The 11,559-nt window shown below is 71.6% G+C and carries 14 protein-coding genes; 8 read left to right on the top strand and 6 right to left on the bottom strand.

What is annotated here, in order from left to right; genetic code table 11:
• Positions 1 to 2 precede the first annotated feature (2 nt).
• The 5 genes from ftsE (at position 3) to ACX9GQ_RS15450 (ending at position 3,654) form a co-directional block, all read left to right on the top strand.
• The gene (ftsE, locus tag ACX9GQ_RS15470; RefSeq protein ID WP_459630457.1) at positions 3 to 665 is read left to right on the top strand and encodes a cell division ATP-binding protein FtsE; all 663 of its coding nucleotides are present in this window, start codon (positions 3 to 5) and stop codon (positions 663 to 665) included.
• Positions 652 to 1,641, top strand: a complete 990-nt coding sequence (locus ACX9GQ_RS15465) for a cell division protein FtsX (protein WP_459630456.1) — start codon at positions 652 to 654, stop codon at positions 1,639 to 1,641. Before ftsE ends, ACX9GQ_RS15465 begins: the two co-directional genes overlap by 14 nt.
• A gap of 101 nt (positions 1,642 to 1,742) precedes the next feature.
• Positions 1,743 to 2,405: a YdcF family protein gene (locus ACX9GQ_RS15460; RefSeq protein ID WP_459630455.1), complete on the top strand. Its 663-nt coding sequence runs from the start codon at positions 1,743 to 1,745 to the stop codon at positions 2,403 to 2,405.
• Positions 2,406 to 2,458: 53 nt separating this feature from the next.
• On the top strand, positions 2,459 to 3,211 hold the full coding sequence (locus ACX9GQ_RS15455) for a lysophospholipid acyltransferase family protein (protein WP_459630454.1): 753 nt from the start codon (positions 2,459 to 2,461) through the stop codon (positions 3,209 to 3,211).
• 56 nt (positions 3,212 to 3,267) lie between these two features.
• Positions 3,268 to 3,654 carry a hypothetical protein gene (locus ACX9GQ_RS15450; RefSeq protein WP_459630453.1) on the top strand — a complete coding sequence of 129 codons (387 nt, stop codon included), beginning with the start codon at positions 3,268 to 3,270 and terminating at the stop codon, positions 3,652 to 3,654.
• A 35-nt stretch (positions 3,655 to 3,689) separates the two neighbouring features.
• Here the strand turns inward: ACX9GQ_RS15450 and ACX9GQ_RS15445 are convergent, their stop codons facing one another.
• A complete protein-coding gene (locus tag ACX9GQ_RS15445) occupies positions 3,690 to 4,241 on the bottom strand; it encodes a gamma-glutamylcyclotransferase (protein ID WP_459630452.1) in 552 nt (183 codons plus the stop codon).
• Positions 4,242 to 4,316: 75 nt separating this feature from the next.
• Between ACX9GQ_RS15445 and ACX9GQ_RS15440 the strand changes: the two genes are divergently transcribed.
• Complete coding sequence (locus ACX9GQ_RS15440) at positions 4,317 to 5,414, top strand: DUF2125 domain-containing protein (RefSeq protein WP_459630451.1); 1,098 nt, start codon at positions 4,317 to 4,319, stop codon at positions 5,412 to 5,414.
• 3 nt (positions 5,415 to 5,417) lie between these two features.
• Here ACX9GQ_RS15440 and ACX9GQ_RS15435 read toward each other — a convergent pair whose 3' ends face one another.
• Genes ACX9GQ_RS15435 through ACX9GQ_RS15425 form a run of 3 tightly spaced genes read right to left on the bottom strand, consistent with a single transcriptional unit; the run spans position 5,418 to position 8,338 of the window.
• The gene (locus ACX9GQ_RS15435; protein ID WP_459630450.1) at positions 5,418 to 6,368 is read right to left on the bottom strand and encodes a prephenate/arogenate dehydrogenase family protein; all 951 of its coding nucleotides are present in this window, start codon (positions 6,366 to 6,368) and stop codon (positions 5,418 to 5,420) included.
• On the bottom strand, positions 6,365 to 7,480 hold the full coding sequence (locus ACX9GQ_RS15430; RefSeq protein ID WP_459630449.1) for a pyridoxal phosphate-dependent aminotransferase: 1,116 nt from the start codon (positions 7,478 to 7,480) through the stop codon (positions 6,365 to 6,367). Before ACX9GQ_RS15430 ends, ACX9GQ_RS15435 begins: the two co-directional genes overlap by 4 nt.
• Before the next feature lie 15 nt (positions 7,481 to 7,495).
• The gene (locus ACX9GQ_RS15425; protein WP_459630448.1) at positions 7,496 to 8,338 is read right to left on the bottom strand and encodes a chorismate mutase; all 843 of its coding nucleotides are present in this window, start codon (positions 8,336 to 8,338) and stop codon (positions 7,496 to 7,498) included.
• Positions 8,339 to 8,529: 191 nt separating this feature from the next.
• Here ACX9GQ_RS15425 and metX point away from each other — a divergent pair, with 191 nt between their 5' ends.
• Entirely contained in the window at positions 8,530 to 9,717 is a 1,188-nt protein-coding gene (metX, locus tag ACX9GQ_RS15420) for a homoserine O-acetyltransferase MetX (RefSeq protein ID WP_459630447.1), read from the top strand.
• 2 nt (positions 9,718 to 9,719) lie between these two features.
• Complete coding sequence (metW, locus tag ACX9GQ_RS15415) at positions 9,720 to 10,364, top strand: methionine biosynthesis protein MetW (protein ID WP_459630446.1); 645 nt, start codon at positions 9,720 to 9,722, stop codon at positions 10,362 to 10,364.
• Between the two features lie 6 nt (positions 10,365 to 10,370).
• Here the strand turns inward: metW and ACX9GQ_RS15410 are convergent, their stop codons facing one another.
• Positions 10,371 to 11,324 carry a site-specific tyrosine recombinase XerD gene (locus ACX9GQ_RS15410; protein ID WP_459630445.1) on the bottom strand — a complete coding sequence of 318 codons (954 nt, stop codon included), beginning with the start codon at positions 11,322 to 11,324 and terminating at the stop codon, positions 10,371 to 10,373.
• Positions 11,321 to 11,464, bottom strand: a complete 144-nt coding sequence (locus ACX9GQ_RS15405; protein WP_459630444.1) for a histidine kinase — start codon at positions 11,462 to 11,464, stop codon at positions 11,321 to 11,323. The genes ACX9GQ_RS15410 and ACX9GQ_RS15405 overlap by 4 nt, the downstream gene beginning before the upstream one ends.
• Positions 11,465 to 11,559 lie beyond the last annotated feature (95 nt).

The following is an 11,559-nucleotide window of genomic DNA, read 5'->3' as shown; positions in this document are numbered from 1 at the left end:
CGGTGGTCCGGTTCGAAAACGTCGGCCTTCGCTACGGAATGGGACCGGAGGTGCTGCGCGACATCACCTTCAGCATCGAGCCCCAGTCGTTCCAGTTCCTCACGGGCCCGTCCGGGGCCGGCAAGACCACGCTCCTGCGCCTGATCCTGCTCGCGCTCAAGCCGACGCGGGGGCTGATCAACCTCTTCGGCCACGATGTCGCCGGGATCGACAAGGACACCCTGACCGCCCTGCGCCGCCGCATGGGCGTCGTGTTCCAGGACTTCAGGCTGCTCGAGCACCTCACCACCTACGAGAACGTCGCCCTCCCCCTGCGCGTGCAGGGCCGCGAGGAGGCGTCGTACCGCGCCGAGGTGGTGGAGCTGCTGCGCTGGGTGGGCCTCGGCGAACGCATGCACGTGCTGCCGCCGGTGCTGTCGGGCGGCGAGAAGCAGCGCGCCGCCATCGCCCGCGCCCTCATCGCCCAGCCGCAGCTCCTGCTCGCCGACGAACCCACGGGCAACGTGGATCCCTCGCTCGCCCGGCGCCTGCTGCGCCTCTTCGTGGAGCTGAACAAGGCGGGCACCGCCATCGTCATCGCCACCCACGACATCGCCCTGATGGACCAGTTCGACGCCGCCCGCCGGCTGGTGCTCGGGGAAGGCCGCCTGCATGTCTATGATTGAGACGCTGCGGGAGCGGGCCGAGGCCGTCGTCGCGCGGGTGCTCGACCGCGGCGGAGACCGGCACGACGCCGAGGACTTCGGCGGGCAGCAGGCGCTCGTGCCGGCGGCCTCCATCGCCGGCCGCTCGCTCGTCACCGTCATCGCCATCATGACGTTTCTCGCCGGGCTCACCGCCGGCGCGGCGCAGCTGGTGGCCGAGGCGTCCGCCGGCTGGCGCTCGCAGGTGGCGCGCGAGGTGACCATCCAGATCCGCCCCACGCCGTCGCGCGACGTCGAGCAGGACGTGGCCCGCGCGGTCGATCTCGCCCGCGGCACCCCCGGCGTCACGGCCGTGCGTGCCTACACGAAGGCGGAATCGGAACGGCTGCTGGAGCCGTGGCTCGGCACCGGGCTCAACTTCGACGAGCTTCCGGTTCCCCGCATCGTCGTCCTCCAGATCGACGCCGAGAAGCGGCCCGATTTCGCCGCCCTGCGGAAAGGGCTCGCCGACGTGGTCCGCGGCGCGACACTGGACGATCACCGGTTGTGGATCGACCGGTTGGCCACGATGGCCAACACGCTGGTCCTGCTGGGTCTGGGCATCATGGGGCTGGTGCTGGCCGCGACGGGGCTCGCCGTCGTCTTCGCCACGCGCGGCGCCATGGCGGGCAACCGGGAGATCGTCGAGGTGCTGCACTTCGTCGGCGCCAGCGACGACTACATCGCCCGCGAGTTCCAGAAGCATTTCCTGAGGCTCGGCCTGCGCGGCGGCGCCATCGGCGGCCTGTGCGCGGCGGCCTTCTTCATCGGCGCCGGCATCCTGGCCGGGACCGTGGTGGCGACGCCCGGCGGCACCCAGATCCAGGCGCTGTTCGGCACCCTCGACCTCGGGCGCGGCGGCTATCTCGCCATCGCGGCCATCGCGGGAGTCGTGGCGGCGGTCACCGCCGTCGTCTCCCGCCTCACGGTCCGCAAGACCCTGCTGGAGCTGGGGTAGACGGCTTGCCCCCGGCTTGCCGCATTGCGGAATATGATGGGGGCATAGGAAATCACAGCCTTGGCGTGCATGATGCGCCGAGCGGGGGTATTCAGGCCATCATGGAGCGGCTCGTCCGGCTCGTCCGCAACCTCGTCCTCACCGGCGTCGTGGCCGGTGTGCTGGTGCTTGCCGGCGGCTTCTGGCTGTTCCTCGGCACGCTGGACCGGCACGAGACGGCGGTGCCCGACAAGGTGGACGGCATCGTCGCGCTCACCGGCGGCGCGGAGCGCATCAACGACGCGGTCGACCTGCTGCTGCGCGGCCGCGGCTCGCGACTGCTGATCACCGGCGTGGGCGAGAAGACGACCCGCGAGGAGCTGTCGCGCGTCCATCCCGACGCCCGCGCCGCCTTCGCCTGCTGCGTCGACCTCGACTACCGAGCGCTCAACACCATCGGAAATGCCGAGCAGACGGCGCACTGGGTCCGCGCCAACGGCTTTCGCTCCCTGGTGGTGGTGACGTCGAACTACCACATGCCGCGCACGCTGGCCGAGATCGCCCACGTCCTTCCGGACGTGAAGCTGGTCGCGCACTCGGTGGTCCCGGACACGCTCGACGTCGATGCGTGGTGGAAGGAGCCGCAGCTGGCCCGCCTGCTCGTCTACGAGTACGCCAAGTTCGTCGTCGCGATGACCCGCATGCGCCTCGGCGACCGCCCCGCCATTCCCGAACCGGCGACCACGGCCAGCCAGGGCCAGGCCCCGGGCTTGCGCCGGATGTGAGACTGCGCCAAGAGACTGCGCCAACGGATGGCGCACCATCCTGCGGAGCCTCCATGCCCTCCCCGCGTTCCCTGGCCCTCAACGCCTGCCTCTACGCCAGCCTCGTCGTCATCATGATCGCGGCGCTGCCGACGCTGGTCCTGCCGCGACAGGCCCTGATGGCCTACATCCGTGGCTGGGGCCGCTACTTCGTGTGGCTGTGCCGCGTCGTCGGCGGGATCGGGCTCGAGGTGCGCGGCCGCGAGAACATCCCGCCCGGCCCCCTGCTCGTCGCCAGCAAGCACCAGTCGATCTGGGAAACCTTCGCCCTGATCGGCCTGTTCGACGACCCGTGCTTCATCCTCAAGCGTGAACTCACCTGGATTCCGCTGTTCGGCTGGTACGCCCTGAAGTCGCACATGCTGCCGGTGGACCGGCGCGGCGGCAGCGCGGTGATGAACAAGCTCAACCAGCGCGCCCGCGAGGAGGTGCGTCGCGACAAGGGCCGCCAGATCCTCTTCTTCCCCGAGGGCACCCGCCGGCCGGCCGGCGCGCCGCCCGCCTACAGGCACGGTGTGTCGTACGTCTACGACAACCTCGGCGTGCCGTGCCTTCCGGTGGCCCTGAACTCGGGGCTCTACTGGCCACGCCGCAGCATGAAGCTGCGGCAGGGGACCGTCGTCGTCGACATCCTGCCCCCGATCCCGCCCGGGCTGCCGCGGGACGTGTTCTTCGCGCGCGTGCAGGCGGACATCGAGGGCGCGACCGACGTCCTCGTGCGCGAGGGCCGCGCCGCGCTGGGCCTGCCCGTCGCATCATCGGCTTGACATTCTCCCGAGGTCGATGTTCGCTCTCTGTTCTCATGGAACAGGGATCACCGGGCATGGCCACGGCCGCGCGCATCCTCGCCTTCCCCAACGCACGGATCCTTCCGGTCCGGCCCGCGCCGCGGCTCGAGCCGCTCGCCGTGGCGGATGCGCTGGGTCCTGATTCGCGGCTGCGGGCGTGGCGTGGGCGATCCGGGCGCCGCTACGTCGTGTTCACGGTGCCGGCAGCGCGGCTTCCCGACCTCGCCGAGGCCGTGTTCGTCGCCGTGCGCCGCCGTCCCGGGATCTCGCCAGCCGTACTGGCCGCCGTCGCCGGGACCGGGGCGGACGCGGCGGCCGACGCACGCTTCGCGGGGGCGGACGAGATCGACGTGCACCTGATCGCCCGCACGCCGGCCGAGAGGCACGAGGTCGCGGCCGACCTCGCGGCGGGATCGGCCTGAAGGGCCGCCGACCCAGCCCGCGCAGGCCGCGGCCGCTAGACCGACGACTGCTCCGCCTCTTCGGCCAGCTCGCCGACGAGCCACGTCAGCGTGGCATCGTGGATGCCGAGCCCGGCAAGATGGGCCTGCGTGGCGCGGACGTAGTCCGGGTTGCGGCCCGACACGCCGACGCCGTTGCGCACGTGGTGCAGCAGCTGCGCCCGCGGCAGGGCCCGCGCATACTGCTCATGCGCCCGGTCGACCGCGTAGCTCAGCGCGGCCACGGTGCGGCCGTCGAGGAGCCGGACGCGGCGCCACATCTCCACATACACGGACGTCACCTGCTCGCGCGCGGTGAGATAGGCGTGGGCGGCCTTCGCCTCCTCCGCCGCGACCCGAAAGGCGATCCCGCGGCAGGACCCGCCCCGATCGAGCCCCAGCACGAGGCCCGGACGCTCCGGCGTGCCCCGGTGCACGTAGGAGTAGACGCACAGCGACCGGTGGAAGCCGTGCAGGATCGCCTGCTGGCGCTCGACGAAGGGGAAGCCCGGGTTCCACATCAGGGACCCGTAGCCGAAGACCCACATGTCGCCCCGATCCGGTGTCATCGGTTGCATCGCTCCTGCTTGGCGCCCCGTCGGCTAGCAGGTAGGAGGAAGCCACGCAACGAGAGGACCCGCCCGATGGCGCCACCGCCCCGCCGCACCGAGCCGGCCTCGCCCGGCCTCCGGCGCTACCGGATCTTCCTGCCCACCGCGATCCTGTTCCTCGCGCTGATCGGGCTCGGCGGCGTCTGGGCCTTCCTCGCGTGGCGGACCGGGCAGGAGATCGACGCGTGGCTGCAGCGCGAGGCGGCGCTCGGCCGGACCTGGGCCTGCCCGGACCGCTCGATCGGCGGGTTCCCGTTCCGCATCGAGATCATCTGCACGAACCCCAGCTTCACCGGCGTCGCCGAGGCGCGGCAGGTCCGCGGCCGGCTGGCGCGCATCCACACGGCGACGCAGATCTACAACCCGAGCCACATGATCGTGGAGGCCGAGGGCCCGCTGGTGGTGGAGGCCGACGGCGGCGACCGGCTCGAGGCCGACTGGCTGCTCGGCCGCGCCAGCATCATGGGCAAGCCCGGCATCGGCCTCGACCGCCTGTCCACGGAGTTCACCGAGCCGCGGGTCACGGTGACGAGCGGCCAGCTCGGAACCACCGCGCTTGCGGCCTCGCTGGCCGACTTCCACATCCGCCGCACGCCGAACCGGCCGCCCGAGGACGGGGCCTACGACGTCGCCTCCCGGATCACCAAGGCCTCGGTGCCGCCGCTCGACGCGTGGCTGGGCGGGCAGGCATCCACGGAGGCCGACATCGTCGCCACCATCACCAAGGCCGAGCCCCTCTCTGGCCGCGGCCTGCCGCTGGAGCTCGAGCGCTGGCGCACGGCCGGCGGGCGCATGCAGGTGTCCACGGTCTCGCTCTCGCACGGCGTGCGCCGCGTGGACGCGGCCGGATCGGTGGGGCTCGACGACCTGCACCGTCCGCAGGGCCGGCTCGACGTCACCATCTCGGGCTTCGACGACCTGCTCGCCCGCTTCGGCATCACCGGTCGCAGCGCGGCCATCGGCGGGCTGATCGCCGGCGTGCTGGGCGGCAAGGCCGCCGCGGCGACGAATGGCGACGGGGCGCAGGCGGGCACCCCCGCCGCCAAGGGCGTCGTGCTGCCGCTTCGCCTCGACCAGGGCCGGGTCTTCCTCGGCCCGATCCCGGTCGCGCAGCTGCTGCCGCTGTACTGAGCGTCAGCTCTCGACCGGCTTGCGGCGGCCGAAATCGGGCTCCGCCGTCTCCTGCCCCAGCTCGATGATGCCGCGCCGGATCGCGCGGGTGCGCGTGAAGAGCGTGAACAGCGTCTCGCCGTCGCCCCAGCGGATCGCCCGCTGCAGCGCCGTGAGGTCCTCGGTGAAGCGGCCGAGCATTTCCAGCACGGCCTCCTTGTTGTTGAGGAAGACGTCGCGCCACATCGTCGGGTCGGAGGCGGCGATGCGCGTGAAGTCGCGGAAGCCGCCGGCCGAGAACTTGATCACCTCGGACTGCGTGACCTGCTCGAGGTCGGCCGCCGTGCCCACGATGTTGTAGGCGATCAGGTGCGGCACGTGGCTGGTGATGGCCAGCACGAGGTCGTGGTGCGACGGCGTCATCACCTCGACGTTGGAGCCGAGGCCCTCCCAGAAGGCGCGCACCCGCGCCACCGCCTCGGGGTCGACCCCCTCGGGCGGCGTCAGGATCGACCAGCGATTGTGAAACAGGGTGGCGAAGCCGGCGTCGGGGCCGGATTGCTCGGTGCCCGCCACGGGATGGGCCGGCACGAAATGCACGCCGTCGGGCAGATGCGGCTGCACCTGAGCGACGACCGCGCCCTTCACCGAGCCCACGTCCGACACGATGGCGCCGGCCTTCAGCACCGGGCCGATGGCCTCGGCCACGGCGCCGCACGCGCCGACCGGCACGCACAGCACGACGAGGTCCGCGTCGCGGGCGCCCTCGGCCACGGTCTCGGCCACGACGTCGGCGAGGCCGAGTTCGCGCACCCGGTCGCGCACCGCCGGGGAGGCATCCGCGGCGACGATGGTGTGCGCCAGGTTCATGCGGCGCACGGCGCGCGCCATGGACGACCCGATCAGGCCGAGGCCGACGATCAGGACGCGGTCGAAGAGGGGCTGCGCCAGCGGCGGGCCGAGACGGTCGGTCACGCCTTGCTCCCTTCCATGAAGGCCTTGAGGCCGTCCACCACCAGCCGGTTCGCCTCCTCCGGGCCGATGGTGAGGCGCAGCGCGTTCGGCAGGCCGTAGGCGCCGACCGCGCGCAGGATGACGCCGCGCGCCGTCAGGAACGCGTCGGCCTCGCGTGCCGTGCGGCCCGGTGTCGTCGGGAAGTGGATGAGCAGGAAGTTGCCTACCGACGGCGTCACCTGCAGCCCCAGCGCCTCGATCTCCTTCGTCAGCCAGGGCAGCCAGCGGTCGTTGTGCTCGACCGCGGCGGCGAGGTGCTTCTCGTCCGCCAGCGCCGCGATACCGGCCTCGATGGCCGGGCCGTTGACGTTGAACGGCCCGCGGATGCGGTTCAGCGCGTCGACCACGTGCGCCGGCCCGTAGCACCAGCCGAGCCGCACGAGAGCCAGCCCGTAGATCTTCGAGAAGGTCCGGGTCATGACGACGTTGTCGGACGTCGAGACGAGCTCGATGCCGGCCGCGTAGTCGTTGCGCCGCACGTACTCGGCGTAGGCCGCGTCCAGCACCAGCAACACGTGCGGCGGCAGGCCGGCGTGCAGCCGCTTCACCTCCTCGAACGGCAGGTAGGTGCCGGTCGGGTTGTTGGGATTGGCGAGGTAGACGACCTTGGTGCGCGGCGTCACCGCTGCGAGGATGCCGTCGACATCCGCCGTGAAATTCTTCTCCGGAACCACGACGGGCGTGCCGCCGGCCGCCAGGATGGCGAGCTTGTAGACGAGGAATCCGTACTGCGAGTAGAGGCCCTCGTCCCCCGGCCCGATGTAGGCGGAGGTGAGCAGCGACAGGATCTCGTCCGACCCCGCGCCGCAGACGATGCGCGCCGGGTCCAGCCCGTAGCGCGCGCCGATGGCCTCGCGCAGCAGCGTCGAGGACCCGTCGGGGTAGAGCTCGAGCTTCTCGGCCGCCTTCACGTAGGCCGCCTTCGCAAGCGGCGAGGCGCCCAGCGGCGTCTCGTTGGACGACAGCTTGTAGACCTTCGCCACGTGGGCGGGGGCACTGCTCTTGCCGGGGACGTAGGGGTCGATCGCGAGCACGCCGGGACGCGGGACGGGGCGGGCTTGGGTGGTGGCCATGGCGGTGATCGACCCTCAGGCTGACGGTTCGAGACGGAAACGGTTGGCGTGGCTGCCGATCTCCTGGACGTCGAAGACGCCCACGTCGAGGCCGGACATTGCCGCGTAGAGGTCGTCGAGCGACACGCTGCCGGGCGCGGAGACAAGCAGGCTGAGCCCGCCCTGGTCCCCGGCGGAGCTCTCGACCGTGGCGCCGAGGCGCACCAGCGCCGACTGCAGGCCCTCGCGCCAGCGCTCGACGCCGAGCGCGAACAGCACGACCTCGCGCACCGCCGCGTCCTCGATCGGTTTCGAGACGACGTAGACGGGCAGCCCCGCCGGATGGTCGGGCCGCTCCACGAAGGGCAGCCGCGCGATGATCTTGGGCCGGCCGGCCCCGGCGAGCGCAGTCCACCACGCCCCGGCGCCGCGGCCGGGTTCGGCGCGGAAGACGCCGAGGTCGCCGGCCGACTGCGCCACCGCGTCGATCACAGCACCCGCGTTCGGGTGCGGCACGTAGGGCACGGTGAAGCCGAAGTGGAAGCGCGCCGTGTCGCGCACCGGCGCGTCGCCGCCCGACACGTCCGCGTGCACGGAATAGGGCGCCTGGACGTAGGTGAAGGTGGAGATGATGACCCGCCAGATGCTCTCGACGGTGTCGAAGGGCAGGATGCCGCGGTGGCGCCCGGCCATCGTCTTCATCATCGAGGCTTCGCGCCCCGGCCGGAAGGCCGAGCCGGAGGCCTGAGTCTTCTTCACCTGGATGAGCGTGTCGATGATCTCGCCCCGCTCCATGAGGAGGCGGTGCATCGCCTCGTCGATGCGGTCGATCTCGCGCCGCAGGTCGGCGAGGGTCGGAGGGGGAGACGCGTCGGCCATGACGGAGCCCGTGGATGGAAGGCCCGCAGTCATAGTGCCGGTGCGCCGGGAACGCAAAGCCCACGGCCCGGCGGGATTGCAGGGATGCCCGCCGGGGAGCGCGCGGCATCGATTTGTCTTGCGGGCCGCGACCAGTGGCGCTACCGAACGTGTTCTCTACTCCGAACGATATGGACTGTGAGCGGAACGCGATGATCCGCAGCCCCGTTGCAGCGTCAGTCACCGCCAACCAGGCGGACCAGCCCTCGAGCCTCTCCGTCCAGTTCGGGCCGGAGACGCCCCTGATGCTGGACTGCGGCGTGGCCCTGTCGCCGGTGACGGTGGCCTACCAGACCTACGGCACGCTGAACGCCGCGCGCAGCAACGCCGTGCTGATCTGCCACGCCCTGACGGGCGACCAGCACGTCGCCAACGTTCATCCCGTCACCGGGAAGAACGGCTGGTGGGAGACCATGATCGGCCCCGGCAAGCCGATCGACACCGACCGCTTCTTCGTCATCTGCTCCAACGTGGTGGGCGGATGCATGGGCTCCACCGGCCCCGCCTCGCGCAACCCGTCCGGCGAAGGGTCCTATGCCCTCGACTTCCCGGTCGTGACCATTCGCGACATGGTCCGCGCGCAGGCGATGCTCATCGACCATCTCGGCATCGACAGCCTGTTCTGCGTCGCCGGCGGCTCGATGGGCGGCATGCAGGTGCTGCAGTGGGCCGCGAGCTACCCGGATCGGGTCTTCTCGGCCCTGCCCATCGCCACGGCGGCCAAGCACTCGGCCCAGAACATCGCCTTCCACGAGGTCGGCCGGCAGGCGGTCATGGCCGACCCCGACTGGCGCGCCGGCCGCTACCTCGCCGACGGCCTGCGCCCGGAGAAGGGCCTCGCCGTCGCCCGCATGGCGGCGCACATCACCTACCTTTCCGAGAGCGCCCTGCACCGCAAGTTCGGCCGCAAGCTGCAGGACCGCGAGGCGCCGACCTTCTCGTTCGACGCCGACTTCGAGATCGAGAGCTACCTGCGCTACCAGGGGCGGAGCTTCGTCGAGCGCTTCGACGCCAATTCCTACCTCTACCTGACGCGCGCGATGGACTATTTCGATCTCGCCGCCGACTACGGCGGCGTGCTGGCCAACGCCTTCCGCGGCACGAAGACGCGCTTCTGCACGGTCTCGTTCACCTCGGACTGGCTGTTCCCGACCACCGACACCCGCGCCATCGTGCATGCGCTGAACGCGGCCGGCGCCTCCGTGTCCTTCGTCGAGATCGAGACCGACAAGGGCCACGACGCCTTCCTGCTCGACGTGCCGGAGCTCCTCGCCACGACGCGCGGCTTCATCAACGCCGCGGCGCGCGCCCGCGGCCTCGCCGTGCCGGCGGAGGCCTGAGCATGGGGGACGCGCTCTTCCCGACCGGCGCCTCGGCGACGCGCATCGACCTCGTGCTCGTAGCCGGCATGGTGGAGCCCGGCTCGCGGGTGCTCGACGTCGGCTGCGGCGACGGCACGCTTCTGCGCATGCTGCAGGACGGCCGCGGCGTGGACGCGCGCGGCATCGAGCTGTCGCAGGCCGGCGTCAACGCCTGCGTGGCGCGCGGTCTCTCCGTCATCCAGGGCGACGCCGACACCGACCTCGAGGCCTACCCCGACGACAGCTTCGACTACGTGATCCTGTCCCAGACGCTGCAGGCGACGCACCGGCCCAAGGTGGTGCTGGAGCACATGCTGCGCATCGGCCGGCACGCCATCGTGTCGTTCCCCAACTTCGGCCACTGGTCGGTGCGCTGGAAGCTCGCCGTCGGCGGCCGGATGCCAGTGACCGAGAATCTTCCCGTCTCCTGGTACGAGACGCCGAACATCCACTTCTGCACGATCCGCGACTTCGTCGACCTCGTCGGCGTGGTCGGCGCCCGCATCGACCGCGGTGTCGCCCTCAATGCGGGCGGCGGCCAGATGAAGTTCAACCTGCCGTGGTGGGTGTGGAACCTCTTCGGCGAGCAGGCTGTGTTCGTGCTGTCGCGGCCGGGCCGGGGCTGAGCCGCCCTACCCCTCGTCCGCCAGCGGATGCAGGTCGCGCACCATGCTCTTGAGCCGCTCGTCGATGACGTGGGTGTAGATCTGCGTCGTCGCGATGTCGGCATGGCCGAGCAGCTGCTGGACGATGCGCAGGTCGGCCCCGTTGTGCAGCAGGTGACTGGCGAAGGCGTGCCGCAGCACGTGCGGGCTCACGCGGTCGGAGCGGATGCCCGCGGCGGCGGCGCAGGTCTTGAGGTCGCGCGCGAACACCTGCCGGGCGAGGAAACCCGTGTCCGTGTCGGCCGGGAACAGCCACGGCCCCGTGACCGCCTGCCCCGCCTCCCGGCGCAGCGCCAGCCACGCGGCGAAGGCCTCCCGCGCCCGCGCGTTCAGCGGCACCAGCCGCTCCTTGCCGCCCTTGCCCCGCACCACGATGAGCCCGTCGGCGACGCGCGCCGCCGACAGCGGCAGCGACACGAGCTCGGAGACGCGCAGCCCCGTGGCGTAGAGCGCCTCCAGCAGCGCCGTGAGGCGGGCGGCGCGAAGGCGCTCGCCCATCGGGCGGCCGGGGTCGTCGATCCCTTCCGCCGCCGTCGCGAGCAGCCGGTCGACTTCGGCAATGGAGAGCACCTTCGGCAGCGGGCGCCGCCGCTTCGGTCCGCTCAGGGCCCCGGCCGGATCGTCGCCGCGCATCTGCTCGCCGTACAGGAAGCGGTGCAGCTGCCGGATCGCCGACAGGCGCCGTGCGGCCGACGAGGCCTTGAGCCCCAGCGCCTCGATCTCGGCGAGGTAGCGGCGGATGCCGTCGGTCGTCACCGTGAGCGGCGTGTCGCCGTGCCTCGCGAGCGATTCGGCATAGTCCCTCAGGTCGCGGCCATAGGCATCGAGGGTGTTCTTGGCGGCCCCGCGTTCCGCCGACAGCATGTCGAGGAAGGCGTCGACCACGCCGCGGGGGGCCCGCGGATCACGCCCGCGCGTCATTTCCCGAGCTTCGAGGCCGGGATGGTGATGGTGATCTCGCGCTGCTCGGGCTCGTAGAATGTCGCCAGCGCGAAGAGGCCGGCATAGGCGCACCCGGCGAGAATGCCGACGACGAGGACAAATCGGATGATGACAGGCACGGCCGCATTCCGTTAACCGCGCCCTTTGCAGCACGCTCCCCGCGCCTTGGCAAGCCGGAGCGTGAGGGTGGCGCCGGAGGGGTGCCGCCGATGGC

It is taken from the genome of Alsobacter sp. R-9 (genome assembly GCF_054612375.1).
Note: the sequence above shows the minus strand (reverse complement) of the source record. Positions and strands in the feature narration are given on the sequence as shown.